Genomic DNA, 22,793 nt, shown 5'->3' on the forward strand with positions numbered 1-22,793 from the left:
TAAAAGTGAAGTGAAGATTACCTGTAAAAACTAAAAAAATCCCATACAATAAGTTTGAGATTTTTTTTATAGTATAAAACGTGTATCAAAAATCGTGCTAAAAGTTATTTTTATCGAAAAATATTTCATAAATTCGTAGAATACCATATATTTAATCACAGTCGATATGCTAAAACAACATTTACAGCTTAAATTAGGACAAAAGCTTGCTCCTCAGCAAATCCAACTGATGAAGCTCATACAACTTCATACCTTAGAGTTTGAGGAGGAATTGGAAAGAGAATTGGAGGAAAACCCTGCTCTGGAAGTAGTAAAAGAAGAACCAAAAGAGGAAGAATATTCCTCATTGGAAGATTCTTATGAAACGGAAGGTACTGAAAGCATTGAAACTGATTTTGATGTTAATGATTATATTTATGATGATGAGCCTAATTATAAAACAGCATCAAGTAATTATTCTGCAGATGATGAAGATTTTGACAACGAAAGTCTTTTAACTGAAGGTCAGTCTTTATATGATTATCTGATGGAACAGATTAACCTGATTAACATTAGTCAGGAAGATTTGAAAATTGCTGAATATATTATTGGTAATTTGGATACTGACGGTTATTTAAGACGTGAAGTAAAATCTATAGTAGATGATTTGGCATTTTCTCAGGGTATTTATACTTCAATAGATAAGGTTGAAGATATTTTAGAAAATTATATACAAAAACTTGATCCTTCCGGTGTTGGAGCAAGAGGTTTGCAGGAATGTTTATTGTTACAGATTGAAAAGAAAGTTAGTTCAAATAAAGCTGTTTCTTTGGCTGCGAATATTTTGAGATTCCAATTTGATGCTTTAACGAATAAACACTACAATAAAATTATTCAGAAATATGATATTGAGGAGGAAGATTTAAAAGATGCATTAGAAGAAATCGCTAAGCTTTCTCCGAAAGTAGGAGGCAATTTTGATACTCAAACCATCACGATCAATCAGGAGATTATTCCGGATTTTGTTATTCAGGTGAAAGATGGAGTGGTGATTCCGATGCTGAACAGTAAAAATGCGCCGACTTTAAGGGTTTCTGAGGAATATAAAGATATTTTGACCACCTATTCTCACGATAAAAATTCTTCTGAACACAAACAGGCTGCGTTATTTATTAAACAAAAATTGGATGCTGCAAAGTGGTATATTGATGCTATTAATCAACGTCAGAATACTTTATTACAAACCATTAATGCAATTGTAAAGTTCCAGCATAATTATTTTATTACGGGTGATGAAAAATCTCTGAGACCTATGATTCTTAAAGATATTGCTGATATTACAGGGTTTGATATTTCTACCATTTCAAGAGTAGTAAAAAGCAAATATGCAGATACACCGAACGGAATTCTTTATCTCAAAGATTTGTTTTCTGACAGTTTGACCAATGATGACGGGGAAGAAGTTTCTACCAAAGAAATTAAAATGCATCTGCAGGAAGTCATCAGCAAAGAAAATAAAAGAAAACCACTTACGGATGATGCTTTAGTCGTTATCCTAAAGGAACAGGGCTATAACATCGCAAGACGAACAATCGCCAAGTATAGAGAACAACTAAACATTCCTGTTGCAAGATTAAGGAAAGAATTATAAAAGCAAAAAGCATTTCAGAATTCTGAAATGCTTTTTTTATGCAATAAACTTTACAGCATTATTTTTCCTGAGAATCTATTTCTTTAAGTTGATGGAGATTTTTATCGAGTCTTTTGATAAGAATTCCGTAGACAAGTCTGTAATATGCCCAAATGAGAATAACACAAAGAACAGTACTGATGATAAAACTTATGGTAAAAGCTACTACGGAAGAATTTGCAAGCTCGGTATTTTGGTTTTGAATAGCATAAATTCCAAAAATTGTAAGAGCAGATGTAACGATAATTACGATTAGAATATTAGTCAAAATAAACGCATTGACAGTTTTTTTAAAACGAATAATTCGGGAGATAAACTCTTTTAAATCTTCTTCAACCTTTATTTTACGATAGTTCTGATAAAATTTTATAACAAAATAGCCTGTTATAAACAAAGTCAGTATTTTTATAATTAAATAAATATTATCAAGGATATCTTCTAATTGTTCATTTTTTTCAACTCCTAATTTTTGCAGCGAAGTCAGAAAAGTATTAGATGCTTTGTTCTGAAAAATATAAAATAATCCGAAAGCTGTAAAAACTATAAATTCGATAACGCTTATCCAAAAAATATATTTCACGTAATTACGTGATTTTTTATTTAACATCTGAAGAATCTCATTGTTATCATATTTTGGCTGAACGGGCTGTTCCTGCCAGGTTTTCTTAAAGCTATCTAAATCAAATTCAGGCATTTTTTTCCATTTTTTCTTTAAGGACTTTCTTTAATCTGTTCATCTTCACCCGTGCATTCACTTCGGTAATCCCTAGGTTTTCTGCAATGTCTTTATACGGAAGATCATCCAGATACATCATTACGATGGCTCTTTCAACATTCGGAAGAGTTTTAATTACGGTATACAGCAACGAAATCTGCTGTTGCTTATCATCATCATCTTCAATAAAATCTCTGTGATTGATATCCAGTTCGTTAGTTGGTAAGCTTTTGCTTTTCTTTCTGAAAAGCGTGATTGCGGTATTCAGAGCTACACGATACATCCAGGTCGATATTTTTGAATTTCCTTTAAATGAGTCGTAGCTTCTCCACAATTGCAAGACAATCTCCTGGAAAAGATCTTCTTCATCTTCGAGAGAATTGGTATATAGCCGCGAAACTTTGATAATCAAACCTTGATTATCTTTTATAAGCTGGGCAAATTCTTTCTCTTTAGAAATCAAAATAATATATAATTGGCACGAAGATATGATATAATTTGAAAATTTGAAAATTTAATAATTTGAAAATGAATGAATAAAAGACTTTCTTTAAACAATATGAAGAATTATCATGCTGTTAGAAATTTTCAAATTATCTCATTACCAAATTTTCAAATTAACACGTATCTTTGCTGCCACGAGAAAGTCGGCTTGTTGATTCTTACTTCGGTAAGGGTAGGAAAGTCCGGACACCATAGAGCAGCAAAGCGGATAACATCCGTCATCCGTGAGGATAGGACAAGTGCAACAGAAAGCAGGTACAGTTCGGCTGTAGTGAAACCAGGTAAACTCTTTGCGGTGCAATGATAAGTATATCGGTTCTTTTCAGCAATGAAAATAGGGGCGGCTCGTCCTGAAAGCCGAGGGGTAATCAGCTCAAGCTTTGCAGCAATGTAAAGCGTAGATAAATAACAGGCGCTTTTTATAAAGTACAAAATCCGGCTTATAGATTTTCTCGTGATTTTTATTAGAATGCCAGGAATGCACAAACCTTTTTAGAGATTTTTATTGCATCCGTGGCAATTATTTTTAGATGTTTTTCAACTCTAATTTAATATTCTACTCGCTTTCCAGTTGTTTTTTAGCATCTTTCAAACCTTCTTTTTCTTCTACGGAAAGTTTTGGAAATTGCAAATCCATTTTTTCTAAAGTATCGATGATGATCTGTATCGCAGCCAATCTTGCAAACCATTTGTTATCTGCCGGAATGACATACCAAGGCGCTTCATCTTTTGAAGTTTCGTTGATGGCAGTTTCGTAGCAGTTCATATATTCATCAAACAATGCTCTTTCGGGAAGATCTGCTGAAGAAAATTTCCAGTTTTTCTCTTGTTCGTCAATTCTATCAATTAATCTTTTCTTTTGTTCATCCTTAGAAACATGGAGGAAAATTTTAACGATAGTTGTTCCATTTTGGGCAAGATGTTTTTCAAAATTTCTTACACTTTCGTAACGGTTTCCCCAGAATTTATCATCAAAATCTTGTACAGATTTCCATGTTTTTTCGCTTAAATTATATTCGGGGTGTACTTTACAAACCAAAACACTTTCATAATGTGAGCGGTTGAAAATTCCGATCATGCCTTTTTGAGGCAACGCTAAATAATGTCTCCACAAAAAATCATGCGAATATTCTTTGGAGCTCGGAGTTTTAAAGCTGGTCACATTGCATCCTTGTGGATTTACTCCTCCAAAAACGTGCTCAATGAGGCTGTCTTTTCCTGCAGCATCCATTGCCTGAAGCACAACCAGAAGAGATTTGCTGCCATCTGCGTAAAGTTTCTCCTGAAGTTCACGAAGTTTTTCTTTTTCCTGAATCAAGATTTGAGTTCCCTCTTCTTTGGTAAGCTTACCTACATATTCCGTTGAAGTTTTCTTTATTGAAAATTTTCCTTTCACCAGAAAATCGTCTGAGAAATTATTTGCCATATATGATTAGTTAATTTGATTTTAGATTTTATTTAAATATTGAGACATGACATAAATATAGCAAAAAACCGCCTCTGTGAGACGGTTTTATTATTATTTTAAGATAATATTAATTTTTTGCAGCTACTTTTTTCGCAGCTTTTGCCGCTTTTTTGTCAGCTTTTGCCTGTGCTTTTACTTCTTCAGGAGTTAAAGGTTTCGGTTCAGGCGCATTTGCATTTACGTCACCTTTGATGTAGATTACGCTTCTGCTGTTTACAGGGTCATTAGAAAATACTTCAATCATTTTGTTGAAAGGACCAGGATTAGCAGTAGCATATCCAACTTTGATTTTAGCAGATTTTCCCGGTGCAATTGGGTCTTGGCTAAATTCAGGAGTTGTACATCCGCAAGATGCTTTTACATTTGAAATGATCAACGGCTTGTCACCTGTATTGGTTACATTAAAAAATCTGTGTCCATCTGAATTTGGCTTAATTGCACCATAATCAAAAGTAGTTTTGTCGAATGTAATGGTCTGTGCAGATGCTAAAGCAATCGTTCCGAATAATGCAATTCCTGCAAATAATGTTTTCATATTCTTGAATGTTAATATGTTTGTTAGATAAATTTTGAGAAACAAAGTTAAAAATTATTTTAATTAATGCTTACATTTTTTTACTTTAAACTATTTTTGCAGATTATAAGTTAAAGAAACCAGAATTTATGCAGATTTCAGAAAAATATAACCCACAGGATACAGAACAGAAATGGTACAACTACTGGCTGGAAAACAAATATTTCCACTCAGAACCTAATGAGAAGCCGCCTTACACGGTCGTAATTCCGCCGCCAAACGTTACGGGGATCTTACACATGGGACATATGTTGAATAATACCATTCAGGATGTTTTGGTACGCCGTGCAAGAATGCAGGGCTTTAATGCTTGCTGGGTTCCGGGAACAGATCACGCTTCGATTGCTACTGAAGCGAAAGTTGTTGCTAAACTGAAGTCTGAGGGAATCAATAAATCTGATATCACCCGTGAGGAATTCTTGAAACATGCTTGGGATTGGACTGATAAATACGGCGGAACTATTCTTGAACAACTGAAAAAACTGGGTTGCTCTTGCGATTGGGACAGAACGCGTTTTACTTTAGAAGATAAAATGTCTCAACAGGTCATCAAAAGTTTTGTTGATTTATACAATAAAGGACTTATCTATAGAGGATACAGAATGGTCAACTGGGATCCGGAAGCAAAAACCAATATTTCTGACGAAGAAGTAATTTTTAAAGAACAAAACGGTAAATTATATTATTTGAAATATAAGATAGAAGGAACAGAAGAGTTTCTTTCCGTGGCGACTACACGTCCTGAAACTATTTTTGGTGATACTGCGGTTTGTATCAATCCAAATGATGAGAGATATGCTCATTTGAAAGGTAAAAACGTTATTGTACCGATTGTTAACAGAGTGATTCCGATTATTGAAGACGAATATGTCGATATCGAATTCGGAACAGGTGCTTTGAAAATTACTCCGGCTCACGATATTAATGATTACGAAATCGGGCAAAAACATCAGTTACCGATGATTGACTCTTTGGATGATGACGGAAATCTGAACGATCATGGTCTACAATATGCCGGAAAAAACAGGTTTGATGTAAGAAAACAGATTGCAAAAGAATTAGAAGAAAAAGATCTTTTGTTGAAAGCAGAAGATTACGTAAATAAAGTAGGAACTTCTGAAAGAACGGGAGCAGTTATTGAGCCTAAAGTTTCTGTTCAGTGGTTTTTGAAAATGTCTGAAATCGCAAAACCTGCATTGGATGTTGTGATGAACGACGAAGTAAAATTCTATCCTGAAAAGTTTAAAAATACCTACAAACACTGGATGGACAACATCCGCGACTGGAATATTTCCCGTCAGCTTTGGTGGGGACAGCAAATTCCTGCGTTCTATTATGGTGACGGAGAAAATGACTTTGTAGTTGCAGAAAACATCGAAGAAGCATTAGAACTTGCGAAGCAAAAAAACAACAACCAACAACTGACAACCGACAACTTAAAGCAAGACGAAGATGCTCTTGATACCTGGTTCTCATCTTGGTTATGGCCAATGTCGGTTTTTGACGGTTTGCTTGATCCGGATAATAAAGATATCAATTATTATTACCCGACTTCAGATTTGGTGACAGGTCCGGATATTATTTTCTTCTGGGTTGCCAGAATGATTATGGCCGGATTAGAATTTAAAGGAGAAGTTCCTTTCAAAAATGTTTATTTTACAGGGATTGTAAGAGACAAGCAGAGAAGAAAAATGTCTAAACAATTGGGGAATTCACCCGATCCTTTAGATCTGATTTCTCAATATGGTGCAGATGGAGTACGTGTAGGAAGTTTATTGAGTTCAGCTGCCGGAAATGACTTGTTGTTTGATGAAGATTTGATGGTACAGGGAAGAAATTTTATGACAAAAATCTGGAATGCTTTCCGTCTGACTCAAAACTGGACTAAAGAAGATAAACCATTGATTGCTTCAGATATTCAGGCAATTGAATGGTTTGAAAATCAATTAAATAAATCAATTGCTGAAATTAATGATCAATTTGACAAATTCAGAATTTCTGATGCCCTGCATTTGATTCAAAAATTGGTGAAAGATGATTTCTGCGGATGGTATTTAGAAGCTATTAAACCAAATTATGGAGAAGGAATTTCTAAAGAAGTGTACAATCAGACGATTGTTTTCTTTGAAGAACTAATGAAACTTCTGCATCCGTTTATGCCATTCTTGTCAGAAGAATTATGGCAGTTGATCTCGGAAAGAAAACCTGAAGAAGCTTTGGTCATTGCTCAACAGAAGAAAGCTGAAGAATTTAATCAAGGCATCATAGAAAAGTTTGAAACTGCTGAAGAAATTATTTCAGGAGTGAGAAATTACCGTCAGACAAAAGGAATTTCACCTAGAGAAGCAGTTGATATTTATACGAACGCTGCCAATTTTGAAAACGAAGCGGTTGTTAAAAAGTTAGCAAGTATTTCTGAAATTCACTTTGGTGAAAAAACGGATAAACCAAGCTTTACTTTCCTGGTAGGATCAACTGAAGTTTCAATTCCTTTGAGTGAAAAATTAGATTTAGAAGAAGAAAAAAAGAAAACGGAAGAAGAAGTAAAATATCTGAAAGGTTTTTTAATTTCTGTTGATAAAAAGCTTTCTAATGAAAAATTTGTTGCCAATGCAAAGCCTGAAGTGGTAGAAGTTGAACGCAAGAAACAAAAAGATGCGCAGGATAAAATTGCGATTTTGGAAGAGAAATTAAAAACACTGTAGGATGCAGGAGGCTGGATGTACGTAAGGCTGCATCAAAAATCTAACTTCCATCATCAAACACCTATCAAAATAATGACACACATAGAAAACATACAAAAACTATTCTCAAAAAACTTCGTGGAAAGCCCGCTTCTCGAAAGTTTTGATGTGGGGAAAATATATCTTGCGACCGGAAAACTGGTTGCGTGCGATCCTTTGATTACGAATGATATGCAGCCTTTTACCGATGTTTTTCCGAAAGGAGATTTTGCTGTTTTACTTCATAAAGAAAGAGAAAGCAATTGCGTTGCGTATGCCGAAATTGTTTTTAGCGAAACTGAAATTGTATCGTGGGAATTAGCAACAACCGAAAGTCAGAATATCAAAGATCTGGCTGAAGGTGAAGTTTTTGGCTATCCCGTTGAAAGCGGAATGGGCTGTTTTATGGATGTTGAAACGCAGAAAAGTCTTAACGATCTGGAGCAAAAATTATATCGTAGAAAAGGAGATGATTTTATGGGAATTTATGAAGAGTTTTTCCATGAGCATTTTTTTGACGAAAATGGTGCCATCGATCAATATGCATTTCTAAAACCTTCAGAAGAACTTCCCGGAACTATTTTTGGTTTCGAAACGGGCTACGGAGAAGGTTTCTATGCTAGTTATGTAGCTTATGATAAAGCTGGTCAACCTGTAAAAATCGTTACTGAATTTATAGAGATTTTAGTGAATTAAAAATATTTAATTTTTATAAGGTTAAGTTGTTTATTTTTGTTTTACACTAAAATATAAATATGAATTTTACTTCGGCACAACCCAAAATAGTCGTTGTTGGCAGTTGCTCATTAGACTTGGTTTTATATACTGAAAGAATACCTTCTTCCAATGAAACGGTCATGGCAAGTCACTGTGACAATTATTTTGGTGGTAAAGGTGCAAATCAGGCAGTAGGAACCGCGAGGTTGGGCGCAAGTGTTTATTTTATAGGCTGTGTGGGAGTAGATCCTCTGGGACAGCAGATCATGAGAAACCTCGTTGAAGAAAACGTAAATGTAGGTTTTGTTACTGAAACTGATCAGGATTCTACCGGAACGGCATATGTTACCAGCTCGGATGGTGATGTTGCAATTGTAGTGGTACCTGCAGCTAATAAATATCTTACGACTCAAAATGTGGAAGAGGCAGACCGATACATTCAGGCATCTGATATGATTCTTCTTCAGTTGGAAATTCCGATGAATGTTGTAGAGTACACTGTTAAAAAAGCAAAAAGCTATGGCAAAATGGTTGGTTTATATGCTTCTCCGGGACTTCCGTTGAATCATGAAGTTATTGAAAATGCTGATTTTATCGTTGCCAAAAGCAGTGAATTAGAGATCATTTTCGGCGAAGACCAAAAAGAGGAAGTTCTGAAGAAATATTTTAACAAAGTGTTTATCAGAGACGAAACCAACTCCACGATTTATTTTGACGGTATAGAAATGAAATATTTCAGAAACGAAAACGAAAGTATGGTCTACAAAATGGGAATGGGTGATGCATTTACTTCCGGTTTTGCAATCGCACTCTGTCATCAGAATTCCATTGAAGACTGTGTCAAGTTCGGAAATGAAGTTTCGTCAAAAGTTTCATTAGGAAAAGGTGCGCAGACTGCTCTTCCCAATCTTTCAGAATTGTTAAAGTAAATTATTTGCCGCATATCGAAATCTTAGCAATAGATAAAATTTCATCATAAAAATATCCACTTTTACAGTGGATATTTTATTTTAATCCTATGGAAAAACTGATTCTCCAAACCGATGATGAAATTCAGATTGTAGCACATCTTTTTAAACCAGAAAAAAGCAACTGTAAAGTTTTATTGATTAATTCTGCAACCGGCGTAAAGCAACAGATTTACTTTTCATTTGCACAGTTTTTCGCTTCAAAGGGTTTTACCGTTATCACTTACGATTACCGCGGAATTGGTCTTTCAAAACCTCAAAAAATGAGAAATTTCAAAGCTTCCATGAGAATTTGGGGAAGTCAGGATTATAAAGCTTTAACTCAATTTATAATAAAGAATTTCCCTGACCATCAGAAATTTTGTCTCGGGCATTCTGTTGGAGCTTTGATTTTGGGATTGAATAAAGACTCTGCAATATTCGATGAATTTTTCTTCGTTGGAACTCAAAATGCTTTTATCGGACATTTAAAATGGCGTACAAAAATTGAAGCCTTATTAGGTTTTGGAATTGTTCAGCCCATATTTACAGAATTATTCGGCTATTTTCCGGCACATTGGTTCGGTCTTGGAGAAAGTCTGCCAAAAAATTGCGCTTATGACTGGAGAATCTTAATTTTGAACCCAAAATCTACCAATAAATTATTGCTTAAGGCAGATGATTTTTCGAAAGATTTAAAACAAAAAGTTTTCGTCATTCAGGCTGAAGATGATGTATGGTTAACGGATAAAGGAGTGAAATCATTATTAAATGACACTTATCCGAATCTGAAACCTACATACAGACTGATCAAAACTTCAGAATCTGAAAAAGGTGAGATAGGGCATATCAATTTTTTCAGAAGTTATAATAAAAATCTTTGGGAAATTATTTTAAAAGAAATTCAGCAGTAAATCGAAGCAAAAAATTCACTTTCTCTCGAGGCTGGCGAAAATTCAAAGAATTTTTTGACGGGGTGGTTTAAAAAGAATTAATTGCAAAAAAAATTAAAACTAACAATGAGTAGCATCATACAAAACACAGTACAATTCGTAAAAGAAAAACTCGAAGGCGCAGAAGCAGGACACGATTGGTTTCACATTGAAAGAGTCTGGAAACTTTCAAAAAAAATAGCAAAAACAGAAAACTGCAATCTTGAAGTTGTAGAGCTTTCTGCCTTACTTCATGATATTGCCGATCCTAAATTTCATGATGGAGACGAAACTTTAGCTCTAAAGATTTCACGAGAGTTTCTTGAAAGCCAAAATGTAAACAAAGAAATTATTCAGCAGGTTTTGTTTGTAATTCAGAATATTTCATTTAAAAATAGAGGAGAAGCTCCAAAAGATTTGCCTATTGAACTTAAAATTGTACAGGATGCAGATCGCATTGATGCTATCGGTGCTATCGGAATCGGAAGAACATTCAATTTTGGAGGATTTAAAAATAATCTCATGTATCATCCTGATCTCAGACCTCAGTTGAATATGTCAAAAGAGGAATACAAAAAATCAAACGGAACGACTATTAACCATTTTTACGAGAAACTTTTACTGTTAAAAGATTTAATGAATACCTCAGAAGGTAAAAAAATAGCCGAAGAAAGACATGATTTTATGCTGAATTTCCTCGACCAGTTTTATAAAGAATGGAATGTTGATTAACATTCCCTCAAAACATCTCTAATGATTATCTTTGCACCATGGGATTTATCATTTCTATCATTTTTTTTTCACTGATTCTTTCGCTTTTCTTATTTAAAGTGAAGTCCGGACAGTTTGCTAAATGGGCAAAGATTTTTCGGATCTTTACTTTGGTGTTTTCCATTTCACTTTTTACGTATTGGTTTATCAAAAAAAGTTCGATTGGCATTGTGAGTAATTCCGTCTCATTGCAGGTAATTAATAAACTTCCGCAGCCGCTTGATTTTTATGTGATTAATGTTAATAATCTCGATAAAAGCGGAACATTTGAGACCAAGCATATAGGAAAAGTCCGTCCCGAATATTACAGAATCGAGCATTTGAAATTGACCAAATCTGATCAGTACTGGATTGCCGGTTATCTTGGTAAAAAAAATTTAGTGTACTTTTCGCAGCACGCTGTTCCCAATAAAAATATGGATCAGATTGTTGAGGCTCAAAACTATATTATTCAGAGTGAAAAGCTTTCTGAGCAGGCAAAAAGGTATGTAGAAGCCTACAATTTTGAAAACATGCAGACAGGAATCTGGGTAACACTCTGTTTTCTTCTGATATTTTTGAATGTTTCTCTGATGGTAAGAAAGAAGTAATCATTTCTGAAATCATAAGTTCAGATAAGGAAGTAAATAATGAAGAATATTTTGTAGATGAATGGGTGTTACACTCCGTAGAGCGCTTCTTTAGTAAGCCAGTTGATATTTTAGCATTCAAATTAAAATAAGCTTGGCATATTTTCCTGTCCCATTTTCGGAACAATAATATCAGTTTTCCATTCTTTATTCATATTCTCAATAAAATATGCTGAAAGTAAGGGCGATGCTTTTTCAAGATTTTGATGTACAAAGAAATACAAGTTTTGTAAACCCTCTTTTTTCCATTCTGTTAAATGTTTCAACCAATCATCTAATCTTTCGTAATCACTTTCCGCATTGGCTCCGACATATCTGATAAAGGCATTCGGGGTAGTCAGCCTCATGTGAAGCATATCTCTTCTTCCTGCTGTATCAACGATAATATTGGTAATATTATTTTCCTCAAAAAGCGTGCATGTTTTATCGAAAATCTCTTCATCAGTAAACCACTCTGTATTTCTGAGTTCGATCGCTAAAGGAACTTCTTTAGGCCATTTATTGACAAATTGTTCTAATCTTTCGTAATCTTTTGGCTTGAAATTATCATGAAGCTGTAAGAAAACCATGCCCAATTTTTCATCAAAATTTAAAACTGCCGTTGCAAACTGAGTCACAACATCGTCAATATTTAAAAGTCTTCTGAAATGAGAAACTGTATTTGTAATCTTAGGGAAAAACTTAAAATCTGCCGGGGTTTTTTCTTTCCATGTTAACACCTGTTCGGAAGTCGGCATTCCATAAAACGTTGCGTTCAGCTCGATTGAGTTGAATTGTGTGGCATAATACGTCAGTTCGTCTTTTGTTCCTTTAGGATAAAAACCTTTCAAATCTGTTTTATTCCATTTTGCACATCCGATAGCGATATTTTCAAGCCCTTTTTTATTTTTCTTTAAAATTTCTTTGGTTCTCGAATGATCTTTTGGCAATGTAAAATCTATTTTCGAAGGATCTTCTACTTGTCCGAATTTCATAACTGTTGATTAAGTTTTGGGATATTAAAAATAGTAAATCTAATTAGATTTAAAAAGTTTTTGTGCCGTTTTGAGATATTTAGTCTCAACTTTGTTTTTACCCATTCGAGTAAAGAATGTTTCAGGATAAAAAGCATTAACAAGCCATTTATTTTTTATTTTCTCATTGATGGTAGTCTTTCCAATCGCTAGATTTTTCCTAATATTGAGGCGTTCGTTATTTATGCTTTCATATCCTTTAATGTTCTTGTCTGAAATGTCAAAACCATACCATTCTCCATTTTTCTTTAAAATTATTGGCTTGTAATAGGTTCTTCTGTGAACGAACTCACCGTTTTTATTTTTCACAAGATAAATGATTGCATAATCATAAACAGAGTATCTGATTTGATTCATGTGGGTAAATGAATTAAAAACAAGGGTATCTGCCTTAATTTCTTCATCAAAAACCTGTTCCACCTTATAAACATTTTTATATTTTAAATAAAAACTGTCATCAGGTGTTACTCTTTCGACCGAAATTTTCTTACCCACAAATGCATAAATTTTAGATTGGGAATAAAAAATATTTACAGCCAAAATTAGGAAAGTTGTGATTAGTTTTTTCATTGATTTTAATTAGAATAGGCAACACAATTTACAATTAATCTTCCTCCTCCAACTCAAAAATATCTTCCACTTTTTTTTCGAAATACCTTGCAATTTTCAAGGCTAAAACCGTTGACGGAACATATTTTCCGGCTTCCATGGCATTGATGGTCTGTCGGGAAACTCCGATTTTTTTTGCGAGATCTTCCTGTGTGATGTTTTTTATGGCTCTTTCGAGTTTAATTTTATTTTTCATTTTTTAAGTAATAAATAGTTAAATCTGAAAACATAAAGAACCAAAGGTAAAAACATAATCAGAATCATTGCTGTAAAGAAAAGGCTTCCAAAGATGGTTAAAAATAAAAGCATAACGATAAAATAGGTCACAATAAGACTCCAAAAAACAGATTTTAGCCTTAAACTTGATATGTATTCATCCTCGATTTTCTCTTTTGAAAAGCCTACCAGTATTCCACCAATAATAATTAAAATTCCAAAAAGATTTGAGAAGAAATCTGTTTCCGTATTTTTTAAAAATCCTGATTCTTCGTTACTCAAAGGAAATCCTGAGTTATAAAAAACTGGCAAAGTGATGTCAGGAAAATTTAAAATGTCAGTTAATGATAATATTCCTAAAATTAATGACGGAATAAAAATAAACCAACCGATATTTTTAAAATGATTTGGGAAAAGTTGTAATGTATTCATGTTTGTAATTTTTAATTATTCAAATGTAATAAATATTTTACAATATGTAAAGTTTGTTTTACATTTTATGCAAAATAAAAACCGCAGAAATTTTTCTGCGGTTTTCTATTTAATTTTAGTTTAAAAACTCAGCTCTTTAAACTTTCTAAGCTTCACAAGCCGAACAGCTTACAAAATTCACCATCATTTCCTTAGAAACAGACGAACTTCTTTGATAGTACAAAGTTTTTACTCCTTTCTTCCAGGCTTCTATGTAAAGATAATTTACGTCTTTTACTGGCATCGTAGACGGAATCTGTAAATTCAGAGATTGTGCCTGATCAATGTATTGCTGTCTTTGTGCAGCCTGAGAAATAATCTCCATCGGAGAAATTTCTTTGAATGTTTTGAACACTGCTTTTTCTTCATCCGTCAGTTCATTCAGGTGCTGAACTGAGCCGTGATTCAGCATAATTGTTCTCCATGTATCTTCATTGTCAAGACCTTTTTCTTCTAACAATTTTGCAAGATATTTATTCTTACGCATGAAATTTCCTTTTGCCAAACCAGCTTTGTAGTAATTGGAAGCAAAAGGTTCAATTCCCGGAGAAGTCTGTCCCAAAATTGCCGAACTTGAAGTGGTAGGAGCAATTGCCATTGTTGTGGTATTTCTCAAACCATAACCTTTTAACAATTCTGGTTCTCCATAGATGTTCGCTAACTCTTTTGAAGCCTGATCCGCTTGTTCTTTGATATGTCTGAAAGCTCTCGCGTTGAATTGCGTAGCCTCAAAACTCTCAAAAGGAATCATATTTTTCTGTAAGTAAGAATGGTAACCCAAAACGCCTAAACCAAGTGCTCTGTGACGCATTGCAAAGTTTCTTGCACCTTGAAGGTAATAGTTTCCTTCTGTTTTTTCGATAAATTCAGATAAAACAGCATCAAGGAAATAGATTGCTAATTTCACAGCATCCGTATCTTTCCACTCATCATATAATTCTAAATTCATAGACGAAAGGCAACAGATAAAAGATTCCTCTCTGGTAGATGGAAGCATGATTTCCGAACAAAGATTACTTGCATTCACCGTCAATCCAAGATCTTTATAAACCTGTGGTTTGTTTCTGTTCACGTTATCGGTAAAGAAAATGTATGGAAGACCTTTTTGCTGACGGCTTTCCAGAACTCTTGCCCAGATTTTACGTTTATCCATATCACCGTCAATCATGTCCTGCATCCAGTAATCTGGTACACAGATTCCGGTAAATAGGTTCTGAATCGGACTTCCGATGTCTTTAATTGATAAAAACTCTTCAATATCTCCGTGGTCAATATCTAAGTAAGCTGCAAATGCGCCTCTTCTTACACCGCCTTGGGAAACAACATCCATCGCTGTATCAAACAGCTTCATGAACGAAACCGCTCCCGAAGATTTTCCGTTGTCGGTCACTGCTGTTCCTCTGTTACGCAGTTCCCCGAAATATCCTGAAGTTCCGCCACCGATTTTTGTCTGCATGATCACTTCACCCATTTTGTGGGTAATTCCTTCAATACTATCCGGAATATGAACGTTGAAACAAGAGATTGGAAGACCTCTCTGCGTTCCCATATTCGCCCAAACCGGAGAAGAAAAACTGATCCATCCTTTCATGATCATCTCCTTGAAAGCCGGTTGTAGTTCAGGTTTGTACAATTTTTTTGCTGCTGCAGTCGTGATTCTTTCAATCGCACCGTCTACAGTTTCCCCTTTCAGAAGGTAACCTCTGTTCAGCATTTGCTCAGATTCTTCGTTGAGCCACCAGATATTGTTGTTTTGTTCTTCCATTTCTTATATTGTAAAATGCAACCTGTGCATTGTATTATTAATTTTTTTTAGGAGCAGAAAATTTTGTTTTTTTTCATTTGTGTACCTGCTTTCGCTACTCGCTTTTTTCTTTTGCAAAGAAAAAGAGCTCAAACATACCGCTCAATCAGGGCTAAGACGATGGTTTGTTTTCTTTACTTCTGAATCTCGTTATTGCGAGAAACGTAGCAACGTTTTTAAATCTGTTTTCTCGTTTTTGAATCAGCCTTGTCAAGGTTTCAAACCTTGACAAGGCTCTTTGCTCAAAAAAAGATAGATAATTTTCTAAAGTCAATTTCTATTTAAACAGATTTTAAAAATTCTACTTTATGAGAATCATGAAGCCCGCTTTCATCTCTAAATTTCTGAAATTCTTTGAAAGACGTAATATTTAAAACTTCATTCTGTACTTCTTCGTTTTCATAATTTGAAAAATGCACAAACGTAACCCCGTCTTCTTTTACAAAAACTTTATACTCAAATTTTGTCTGATCTAAAGTTTTAAAATCATTCAAAAACTTCCGAATATTTTTTTTGTTTTCTGAAACAAATTCAGGATTTACGGTATAAGTTACGATTACATTGATCATATTTTGTCTTTCTTATTGTCAGGAACGGAACATTCTCTTAATAATCTTAATCTTTTTAACTCCATCTTAATATTTAAAACCTCACCATTAGAACAATTAAGGTTTTCACTGTGTTCTGAATGACATATTTCTAATACTAACTGTTTTGCCGCTCGCTTCGCTCGCGCCCCGACTTGAGTGAAGCTCTTTTGTTTTGTTAGCTTCGGCTTCGCTCAGCCAACAAAACAAAAAGCGGGAACGGAAGGCGGAAATTGGCGCCCAAATTATTAAAATTTAGAAAAGATCATTCGCCGTAATACTCTTATCGTGTTTCGTATAATCTACCGGTCTTTTGGCAAAGAAATCATCCATAGAATTGGCGAAAACTTCTTCTTCAAACCATTTCATCGGGCTGTACTGCCCTGGAGTGATGTTGTAACGGGTTTCCATGTTGATTTTCTTCAGACTGTCATCAACACGGTATTTCATAAAGTTTAGCAAATCTTCTTTGGTGAAAAAGCTGAATTCTCCCAATTCAAAGATCCAGTCGATGATTTCACCTTCTAATTCGATTGATTGGTCAACCAAAGTGTAAATATCCTCAATATCAGAATCTGTTAGTAGTTCAGGCTGTTCTTCACGGATTTTATTGATTAAGTAAATTCCTGCATTGGCGTGAATCTGCTCATCAATAGAAGTCCATGCAATGATATTGGAAACATTTTTCATGTATCCTTTGAATCTCGTGAAAGAAAGAATGATCGCAAATTGTGAGAAAAGCGATACGTTCTCAATCAGAATACTGAATAATAAAAGAGAAGACACATACTCTTTCGGAGTGGTAGAATTGGCGTGTTTCAGAACATTTGATAAAAAATCAATTCTCTTTTTAAGGGCAGGAACTTCTACAACGTGTGTAAAAGCCTCATTATAACCCAAAACTTCCAGCAAACGGGAATAGGCTTCCGAATGACGGAATTCGCATTCTGCAAAGGTAGCTCCGAGACCGTTCAGTTCAGGCTTTGGCATATGACTGTACAAATTCCCCCAAAAAGTTTTTACTGATACTTCGATCTGCGCAATCGCTAAAAGCGCATTTTTTACGGCATTTTTTTCATGAGGTTCAAGTTGCGACTGAAAGTCCTGAACATCTGCTGTGAAATCAACTTCTGAGTGTACCCAAAATGATTTGTTGATGGCTTCTGTAAACTGAAGAACTTCAGGATACTCAAACGGTTTGTAGCTTACTCTTTTATCAAAAATTCCCATATTAAATTCTAATGTCTTTAAAAAATTATAAAATAGATCACTGTATATAAAATGCAGGAGACTGGTAAGTTTCTGATTTGTTGAAAGTTGTATTTTTTAACTGATCAACATAAAAGCACCTCATCTCTCGTACCGTGCGAAGCACAAAGTTAGACAACGCAGACCTATTTTAAAAGGGGTAAAGACTAAATGGTTGAGTTTTAACCTTAAAAGTTTTCCACATTTACATGAAACTCCCTCTGATATTGATTTAGAGCTGGTTAAGTATTAAAAATAAATGTTTTACACTGTTTGATATTAAACAATGTTCTGTAATTTTTTGAATATTAATGATTTATATATTAAACAGTAAATTATTTAAAGAAATTTTTATTCTTGTAACAAAACGAAAATATATTCTACTTATTGGAAACAAAAACAGTAATCACTCAATGTTAGTAATTCAGAATTTACATAAATCATACGATACGGGAAAGAGTAAACTGCACGTACTCAAAGGTATTAATCTTAATATCAATGAAGGAGAGTTTGTCTCTATTATGGGAAGTTCAGGTTCCGGGAAATCGACTTTACTGAATATTATCGGGATTCTGGACGAAAAAGATACCGGTGTTTATGAGCTCGACGGAATTCCCATTGAGCATCTGAATGAAGTAAAAGCAGCCGAATACCGTTCAAAATTTCTTGGTTTTGTCTTCCAGTCTTTTAATTTGATTGGTTATAAAACAGCTTTAGACAATGTTGCGCTTCCTTTGTATTATCAGAATGTACCCAGAAAAGAGCGCAATCTCAAAGCAATGGAGTATCTGGAAAAAGTAGGTTTGGCGCAATGGGCAACCCATCTTCCGAATGAAATGTCGGGTGGACAAAAACAGAGGGTCGCGATTGCCAGAGCATTGATTACCAATCCAAAAGTAGTTTTGGCAGATGAGCCGACCGGAGCATTAGATTCTAAAACAACCCACGATATTATGAAATTACTTCAGGATATCAATAATGAAGGGAAGACAATCATTGTCGTTACTCACGAACCTGATGTTGCGGCACAGACCAAAAGAAATGTAATCCTGAAAGACGGAATTATTGAGAGTGACGAGTTTATCAATCAGATTGTTTTGTAATAGACCGGATGTTAGGTATTGGATGCTTGAAGTTTTATTAAGTGGTTCCAATTAAATTATAGTTAAAGCTGACTTTTCAAAGTGAAAATAGTTCATTCTTTACTTTGAAAATTTAAATAAATTAAAAAATCTGCGGTAAGATTGGAAACTTCCATCATCCATCTTCCCGCATCAAACCAAAAAATTATGTTTGACCTAGATCGTTGGGAAGAAATATTCAGCTCTATTCGCAGTAACGTATTGCGGACGGTGCTTTCGGGCTTTACGGTGGCATTGGGTCTGTTTATATTTATCGTTCTTTTCGGAATTGGAACAGGGCTGAAAAATGCTTTTACACAAGGTTTTGCGAGAGATGCTCAAAATCTGATCTCCATTTTTACCGGAAATACAACTGTTGCTTATAAAGGTTTGCAGTCGAATAGAACGGTGACGATGAATAATGACGATTATGATTTCTTGATCGACAGTGATAAAGAAAAAGTAGGGTATTCTACACCAAGATATACCGCCAATCTCATGGTGAAATACGGTAAAGAAAGCGGAAATTACCAGATCAACGGTGCAGATCCTGAAGAAAAATTTATCGAAAACAGAAAAATGCTCGAAGGGCGTTACCTTACACCCGGAGATTTGCAGAGAAAGCAGAATGTTGCCGTAGTCGGAAGAATGGTGCAGCGTGATCTGATAAAAAACGGAAGTCCCGTCGGGAAAGATCTCGATATTAACGGAACGATGTTTAAAGTGGTCGGTGTTTTCTCAGACGACGGCGGCGACTGGGACGAAAGACATATTACAGTTCCGATTACGACGCTGCAACAGATGAAAAAAGGATCGGATACGGTAAGTGGAGTTTATATCGCTTATGACGAAAATATGACGCCCGAACAGGCTATAAAATATGGTGATCAGCTTAAAGAAAGGCTGAAAGCCCGGAAAAGTGTCTCTCCTGATGATGAAAATGCGGTCCGGGTGTGGAATAATGCCCAGAATATGAACGAAACCTTCATGTTTATGGCAGTTCTTACAGGAATTGTAACCTTCATCGGATTGGGAACATTGCTCGCAGGAATTATCGGGATCAGCAACATTATGGTGTATATCGTGAAGGAAAGAACCAAAGAAATCGGTGTAAGAAAAGCTATTGGAGCAAAACCACGAAGTATTGTTGCCTTGATTGTTCAGGAGAGTGTGGTGATTACCGTAGTTTCGGGATTTGTTGGGGTAGGATTGGGAGTTTTGGCATTGCATTTAATAGGGAACAGTCTGGAAGAATATTTTATTAAAGACCCGAGTGTCGGATGGGGAACTATTTTCGCAGCATTTGTTGCATTGGTTTTTTCAGGTTTGATCGCCGGATTCGTTCCAGCATACAGAGCCTCAAAGATTAAACCTATCGAAGCTTTAAGAACAGAATAGTTTAATTGAAATATTAATGAGATAATTGAAAATGAAATTCAACTTATAACTCATAACTGATAAAAATGAATATTTTATTTAAAAAAGATACTTGGCAGGAGATTTATTATTCGTTAAAAAATAATAAACTCCGCACATTTCTTACCATGATCGGTGTGGGTTGGGGAATGTTTCTGTACGTGGTTTTGCTGGGCTCAGCAAAAGGAATGGAGAATGGTTTTGATAAATTATTTTCAGGTTTTGCGACCAATTCTATTTTTCTTTGGGCACAGAATACTTCGATTCCGTATGAAGGTTTTCCAAAAGGAAGAGATGTGAATCTGAAATTATCTGATGTTGAGGTTTTAAAAAGAAAAATATCAGACATCGATTATATTTCGCCACAGAACTCAAGAGGAAGTTTCACAGGAACGCCAGGCGAATCGATGTCAAGAAATGGCAAAAACGCCACCTATTCTTTAACGGGAGATTATCCGATCGGAAATAAAATTTCAGAAAAGAAGTTGATTTTCGGAAGATATATTAATGATGCGGATGTTTCCGGAAACAAAAGTGTAGCAGTAATTGGTGAAGAAGTTTACAACAACTTTTTCGACTCAAAAAAGAAAGAAAATCCGCTGGGAAAATCAATTAATGTAAAGGGGCTTTTCTTTAATGTAATCGGAGTTTTCAGAGTGAGAAAAGGCGGTGGTTTTGAAAATGACCGTACTGTTTTTATTCCGCTTTCTACTTATACGAAAATGTATAATGCAGGGGAACAGATTGATATGTTTGCAATCGTAAGCAAACCCAATGTTGATGTAAATAGTGTCGAGGAAAGAGTAAAAACAGAACTGAAAGCCAAAAATCAGGTTTCGCCTGAAGATACAAACGCTTTTGGAAGTTTTAATTTAGGGAAAGAATTTAAAAAACTTACCGGATTTTTAACCGGGATGCAGCTTTTAACCATCATCGTAGGAACTCTGACGATTTTGGCAGGGGTAATTGCTATATCAAATATTTTATTGATTACCGTAAAAGAAAGAACCAAAGAAATCGGTATTCGGAGAGCTTTAGGCGCAAAACCCGCAGAAGTGAGAAATCAGATTTTACTCGAAAGTGTGGTCATCACACTCAGCTCGGGCATATTGGGCTTTATTCTTGGGATTTTTGTCTTAATGATATTTAATTCACTGACTCAAAATCAGGATGAGTTTCCGTTTTATAATCCGACGGTCAATTATACCAATGTATTTGCCGCAATGTCGGTGATGGTGATTTTAGGTTTAATTATCGGGATGATTCCGGCTCAGAGAGCAGTAAAAATAAGACCTATTGAAGCATTAAGAAGCGAATAAATGATATAAAATAATGAATTGCGAGAGTCTTTTGAATCATACAATCTCTCAATTTTTTAATTCTTAAATAATAAATTTAAATAAAAAATAAACTATACATATGAAAAAGAAGTTCACCTGGAAAAAAGCTATCTATATCGTCTTGGGACTTTTATTGGCATGGGCATTATTTGCAGGAATCAGTTATCTTGTGAAATCAAATTCTAAAGAAAGTGAAGCGTTTCTTACCAGAAAACCTACCGTGCAGAATATGGATGATAAAGTGATGGCAACAGGAAAAATCATTCCGAAAGAAGAAATTGAAATCAAACCGAATATTGCAGGAATTATTGATAAAATCCTGGTTGATGAAGGAGACCGTGTAGAAGCAGGACAATTGATTGCAACGGTTAAAATCATCCCTAATATTGCTGAAGTAAACAACGCTCAGCAGGAAGTTTTGAATTCTCAGCTTCAGATCAGCAATGCCAAAATGAATGTTGACAATATGCAGAAGCAGTTTGCGATGCAACAGAAACTATTCAGTCAGGGCGTGATTTCAAAGCAGGAATATTTAAACTCTCAGCAGCAATTATATTCTCAGCAACAAGGTCTGAAAAATGCAAACCAACAGCTTCAGACTGCACAAAAAAGATTACAGATCGTAAAAACGGGAGCAACACCGGAATTACAAGGTTTGGCAACCACTCAGATTCGTTCAAAGGCAGCCGGAACTGTTCTTGAAGTTCCGGTAAAAGTAGGAAGTCAGGTCATTGAAGCCAACTCATTCAACGCAGGGACGACTATTTGTTCGATTGCAGATTTGAATTCACTGATTTTTCAGGGTGAAATTGACGAAGCACAAGCCGGAAAACTGAAGCAGGGAATGGATATGAACATCGTCATCGGTGCTTTACAGAATAAATCGTTTCCCGGGAAACTGACAATGATCGCTCCAAAAGGAAAAGACAACAACGGAACAATCAAATTCCCCGTTGAAGGTGACGTTCATAATCCGAATAACGAATACATCAGAGCAGGATTTTCAGCCAACGGAGAAATTGTCATGAGTTCTCAGAAAAACGCTTTGTTGCTGGATGAATCTTTGGTTCAGTATGAAAAAAGAAACGGAAAAGACAAAGCTTTTGTTGAGGTAAAACAGCCGGACGGAAAATTTAAGAAAGTGTATGTAAAATTGGGTGCAAGTGATGGTATCAACGTACAGATTCTTTCAGGAATTGACAAAAATGCAGAAGTTAAAGTCTGGAATCCGTCTGATAAAGATAAGGAAGAACTAAAAGAAAAAGCTAAGAAATAGTTTGTCTTTATATAAATACTAAAGTCCCGGAACATTCGGGACT

22 protein-coding genes and 1 other RNA gene are annotated in these 22,793 nt (G+C 35.0%); 12 read left to right on the forward strand and 11 right to left on the reverse strand.

Annotated features, from left to right (window positions below; all coding sequences use genetic code 11):
* Nucleotides 1-166 precede the first annotated feature (166 nt).
* Nucleotides 167-1,630 (forward strand): RNA polymerase factor sigma-54, encoded by a 1,464-nt coding sequence (gene rpoN / locus AC4FQ5_RS08125; RefSeq protein WP_491142305.1) that lies wholly within the window; start codon nt 167-169, stop codon nt 1,628-1,630.
* A gap of 58 nt (nt 1,631-1,688) precedes the next feature.
* Here the strand turns inward: rpoN and AC4FQ5_RS08130 are convergent, their stop codons facing one another.
* Complete coding sequence (locus tag AC4FQ5_RS08130; RefSeq protein ID WP_491142307.1) at nt 1,689-2,363, reverse strand: DUF8845 family protein; 675 nt, start codon at nt 2,361-2,363, stop codon at nt 1,689-1,691.
* Nucleotides 2,356-2,847: an RNA polymerase sigma factor gene (locus tag AC4FQ5_RS08135; protein ID WP_047442405.1), complete on the reverse strand. Its 492-nt coding sequence runs from the start codon at nt 2,845-2,847 to the stop codon at nt 2,356-2,358. The genes AC4FQ5_RS08130 and AC4FQ5_RS08135 overlap by 8 nt, the downstream gene beginning before the upstream one ends.
* A 176-nt stretch (nt 2,848-3,023) precedes the next feature.
* Here AC4FQ5_RS08135 and rnpB point away from each other — a divergent pair.
* An RNA gene (rnpB, locus tag AC4FQ5_RS08140) (RNase P RNA component class A) lies at nt 3,024-3,347 on the forward strand.
* 97 nt (nt 3,348-3,444) lie between these two features.
* On the opposite strand, the gene AC4FQ5_RS08145 is transcribed toward rnpB, so the two are convergent.
* The gene (locus tag AC4FQ5_RS08145; RefSeq protein WP_491142310.1) at nt 3,445-4,314 is read right to left on the reverse strand and encodes a polyphosphate kinase 2 family protein; all 870 of its coding nucleotides are present in this window, start codon (nt 4,312-4,314) and stop codon (nt 3,445-3,447) included.
* A 109-nt stretch (nt 4,315-4,423) separates the two neighbouring features.
* Nucleotides 4,424-4,891 carry a DUF1573 domain-containing protein gene (locus AC4FQ5_RS08150; RefSeq protein ID WP_491142311.1) on the reverse strand — a complete coding sequence of 156 codons (468 nt, stop codon included), beginning with the start codon at nt 4,889-4,891 and terminating at the stop codon, nt 4,424-4,426.
* Nucleotides 4,892-5,019: 128 nt separating this feature from the next.
* On the opposite strand from AC4FQ5_RS08150, the gene AC4FQ5_RS08155 reads away from it, so the two are divergent.
* The 6 genes from AC4FQ5_RS08155 to AC4FQ5_RS08180 all read left to right on the forward strand — a co-directional run bounded on the left by AC4FQ5_RS08155 (nt 5,020) and on the right by AC4FQ5_RS08180 (nt 11,610).
* Nucleotides 5,020-7,635, forward strand: coding sequence for a valine--tRNA ligase (locus tag AC4FQ5_RS08155; RefSeq protein ID WP_491142313.1), 2,616 nt, complete (start codon nt 5,020-5,022; stop codon nt 7,633-7,635).
* 72 nt (nt 7,636-7,707) lie between these two features.
* The gene (locus AC4FQ5_RS08160; RefSeq protein WP_491142315.1) at nt 7,708-8,349 is read left to right on the forward strand and encodes a DUF4241 domain-containing protein; all 642 of its coding nucleotides are present in this window, start codon (nt 7,708-7,710) and stop codon (nt 8,347-8,349) included.
* Between the two features lie 59 nt (nt 8,350-8,408).
* The gene (locus tag AC4FQ5_RS08165; protein ID WP_491142317.1) at nt 8,409-9,299 is read left to right on the forward strand and encodes a ribokinase; all 891 of its coding nucleotides are present in this window, start codon (nt 8,409-8,411) and stop codon (nt 9,297-9,299) included.
* Between the two features lie 89 nt (nt 9,300-9,388).
* The gene (locus AC4FQ5_RS08170) at nt 9,389-10,231 is read left to right on the forward strand and encodes an alpha/beta hydrolase family protein (protein ID WP_491142319.1); all 843 of its coding nucleotides are present in this window, start codon (nt 9,389-9,391) and stop codon (nt 10,229-10,231) included.
* A gap of 105 nt (nt 10,232-10,336) precedes the next feature.
* Nucleotides 10,337-10,981, forward strand: a complete 645-nt coding sequence (locus tag AC4FQ5_RS08175; protein WP_491142320.1) for an HD domain-containing protein — start codon at nt 10,337-10,339, stop codon at nt 10,979-10,981.
* A gap of 209 nt (nt 10,982-11,190) precedes the next feature.
* Nucleotides 11,191-11,610: a hypothetical protein gene (locus tag AC4FQ5_RS08180; protein WP_491142322.1), complete on the forward strand. Its 420-nt coding sequence runs from the start codon at nt 11,191-11,193 to the stop codon at nt 11,608-11,610.
* A gap of 122 nt (nt 11,611-11,732) precedes the next feature.
* Here the strand turns inward: AC4FQ5_RS08180 and AC4FQ5_RS08185 are convergent, their stop codons facing one another.
* The 7 genes from AC4FQ5_RS08185 to AC4FQ5_RS08215 form a co-directional block, all read right to left on the reverse strand.
* Complete coding sequence (locus AC4FQ5_RS08185; protein WP_491142324.1) at nt 11,733-12,623, reverse strand: DUF72 domain-containing protein; 891 nt, start codon at nt 12,621-12,623, stop codon at nt 11,733-11,735.
* 39 nt (nt 12,624-12,662) lie between these two features.
* Nucleotides 12,663-13,232: a hypothetical protein gene (locus AC4FQ5_RS08190; RefSeq protein WP_491142326.1), complete on the reverse strand. Its 570-nt coding sequence runs from the start codon at nt 13,230-13,232 to the stop codon at nt 12,663-12,665.
* A gap of 34 nt (nt 13,233-13,266) precedes the next feature.
* Entirely contained in the window at nt 13,267-13,467 is a 201-nt protein-coding gene (locus tag AC4FQ5_RS08195; RefSeq protein WP_491142328.1) for a helix-turn-helix transcriptional regulator, read from the reverse strand.
* Nucleotides 13,464-13,919, reverse strand: a complete 456-nt coding sequence (locus AC4FQ5_RS08200; RefSeq protein ID WP_491142330.1) for a hypothetical protein — start codon at nt 13,917-13,919, stop codon at nt 13,464-13,466. Before AC4FQ5_RS08200 ends, AC4FQ5_RS08195 begins: the two co-directional genes overlap by 4 nt.
* Nucleotides 13,920-14,064: 145 nt before the next feature.
* Nucleotides 14,065-15,723 carry a ribonucleoside-diphosphate reductase subunit alpha gene (locus tag AC4FQ5_RS08205; protein WP_491142332.1) on the reverse strand — a complete coding sequence of 553 codons (1,659 nt, stop codon included), beginning with the start codon at nt 15,721-15,723 and terminating at the stop codon, nt 14,065-14,067.
* 320 nt (nt 15,724-16,043) lie between these two features.
* The gene (locus AC4FQ5_RS08210; RefSeq protein ID WP_491142334.1) at nt 16,044-16,331 is read right to left on the reverse strand and encodes a hypothetical protein; all 288 of its coding nucleotides are present in this window, start codon (nt 16,329-16,331) and stop codon (nt 16,044-16,046) included.
* Nucleotides 16,332-16,604: 273 nt separating this feature from the next.
* A complete protein-coding gene (locus AC4FQ5_RS08215) occupies nt 16,605-17,579 on the reverse strand; it encodes a ribonucleotide-diphosphate reductase subunit beta (protein WP_491142335.1) in 975 nt (324 codons plus the stop codon).
* A gap of 431 nt (nt 17,580-18,010) precedes the next feature.
* Between AC4FQ5_RS08215 and AC4FQ5_RS08220 the strand changes: the two genes are divergently transcribed.
* The 4 genes from AC4FQ5_RS08220 (at nt 18,011) to AC4FQ5_RS08235 (ending at nt 22,750) form a co-directional block, all read left to right on the forward strand.
* Nucleotides 18,011-18,700, forward strand: coding sequence for an ABC transporter ATP-binding protein (locus tag AC4FQ5_RS08220; protein ID WP_491142337.1), 690 nt, complete (start codon nt 18,011-18,013; stop codon nt 18,698-18,700).
* A gap of 186 nt (nt 18,701-18,886) precedes the next feature.
* Complete coding sequence (locus AC4FQ5_RS08225; protein ID WP_491142338.1) at nt 18,887-20,116, forward strand: ABC transporter permease; 1,230 nt, start codon at nt 18,887-18,889, stop codon at nt 20,114-20,116.
* Between the two features lie 65 nt (nt 20,117-20,181).
* On the forward strand, nt 20,182-21,453 hold the full coding sequence (locus tag AC4FQ5_RS08230) for an ABC transporter permease (protein ID WP_491142340.1): 1,272 nt from the start codon (nt 20,182-20,184) through the stop codon (nt 21,451-21,453).
* 100 nt (nt 21,454-21,553) lie between these two features.
* Entirely contained in the window at nt 21,554-22,750 is a 1,197-nt protein-coding gene (locus AC4FQ5_RS08235; RefSeq protein WP_491142342.1) for an efflux RND transporter periplasmic adaptor subunit, read from the forward strand.
* The last annotated feature ends 43 nt before the right edge of the window (nt 22,751-22,793 follow it).

It is taken from the genome of Chryseobacterium sp. DT-167, assembly GCF_058310155.1.

What these genes read in the sequence shown, in the direction of transcription:
- rpoN (WP_491142305.1), top strand. Translation starts at nt 167, where the DNA reads ATGCTAAAACAACATTTACAGCTTAAATTAGGACAAAAGCTTGCTCCT.
- AC4FQ5_RS08130 (WP_491142307.1), bottom strand. Translation starts at nt 2,363, where the DNA reads ATGCCTGAATTTGATTTAGATAGCTTTAAGAAAACCTGGCAGGAACAG.
- AC4FQ5_RS08145 (WP_491142310.1), bottom strand. Translation starts at nt 4,314, where the DNA reads ATGGCAAATAATTTCTCAGACGATTTTCTGGTGAAAGGAAAATTTTCA.
- AC4FQ5_RS08150 (WP_491142311.1), bottom strand. Translation starts at nt 4,891, where the DNA reads ATGAAAACATTATTTGCAGGAATTGCATTATTCGGAACGATTGCTTTA.
- AC4FQ5_RS08155 (WP_491142313.1), top strand. Translation starts at nt 5,020, where the DNA reads ATGCAGATTTCAGAAAAATATAACCCACAGGATACAGAACAGAAATGG.
- AC4FQ5_RS08160 (WP_491142315.1), top strand. Translation starts at nt 7,708, where the DNA reads ATGACACACATAGAAAACATACAAAAACTATTCTCAAAAAACTTCGTG.
- AC4FQ5_RS08165 (WP_491142317.1), top strand. Translation starts at nt 8,409, where the DNA reads ATGAATTTTACTTCGGCACAACCCAAAATAGTCGTTGTTGGCAGTTGC.
- AC4FQ5_RS08170 (WP_491142319.1), top strand. Translation starts at nt 9,389, where the DNA reads ATGGAAAAACTGATTCTCCAAACCGATGATGAAATTCAGATTGTAGCA.
- AC4FQ5_RS08175 (WP_491142320.1), top strand. Translation starts at nt 10,337, where the DNA reads ATGAGTAGCATCATACAAAACACAGTACAATTCGTAAAAGAAAAACTC.
- AC4FQ5_RS08185 (WP_491142324.1), bottom strand. Translation starts at nt 12,623, where the DNA reads ATGAAATTCGGACAAGTAGAAGATCCTTCGAAAATAGATTTTACATTG.
- AC4FQ5_RS08190 (WP_491142326.1), bottom strand. Translation starts at nt 13,232, where the DNA reads ATGAAAAAACTAATCACAACTTTCCTAATTTTGGCTGTAAATATTTTT.
- AC4FQ5_RS08195 (WP_491142328.1), bottom strand. Translation starts at nt 13,467, where the DNA reads ATGAAAAATAAAATTAAACTCGAAAGAGCCATAAAAAACATCACACAG.
- AC4FQ5_RS08200 (WP_491142330.1), bottom strand. Translation starts at nt 13,919, where the DNA reads ATGAATACATTACAACTTTTCCCAAATCATTTTAAAAATATCGGTTGG.
- AC4FQ5_RS08205 (WP_491142332.1), bottom strand. Translation starts at nt 15,723, where the DNA reads ATGGAAGAACAAAACAACAATATCTGGTGGCTCAACGAAGAATCTGAG.
- AC4FQ5_RS08210 (WP_491142334.1), bottom strand. Translation starts at nt 16,331, where the DNA reads ATGATCAATGTAATCGTAACTTATACCGTAAATCCTGAATTTGTTTCA.
- AC4FQ5_RS08215 (WP_491142335.1), bottom strand. Translation starts at nt 17,579, where the DNA reads ATGGGAATTTTTGATAAAAGAGTAAGCTACAAACCGTTTGAGTATCCT.
- AC4FQ5_RS08220 (WP_491142337.1), top strand. Translation starts at nt 18,011, where the DNA reads ATGTTAGTAATTCAGAATTTACATAAATCATACGATACGGGAAAGAGT.
- AC4FQ5_RS08225 (WP_491142338.1), top strand. Translation starts at nt 18,887, where the DNA reads ATGTTTGACCTAGATCGTTGGGAAGAAATATTCAGCTCTATTCGCAGT.
- AC4FQ5_RS08230 (WP_491142340.1), top strand. Translation starts at nt 20,182, where the DNA reads ATGAATATTTTATTTAAAAAAGATACTTGGCAGGAGATTTATTATTCG.
- AC4FQ5_RS08235 (WP_491142342.1), top strand. Translation starts at nt 21,554, where the DNA reads ATGAAAAAGAAGTTCACCTGGAAAAAAGCTATCTATATCGTCTTGGGA.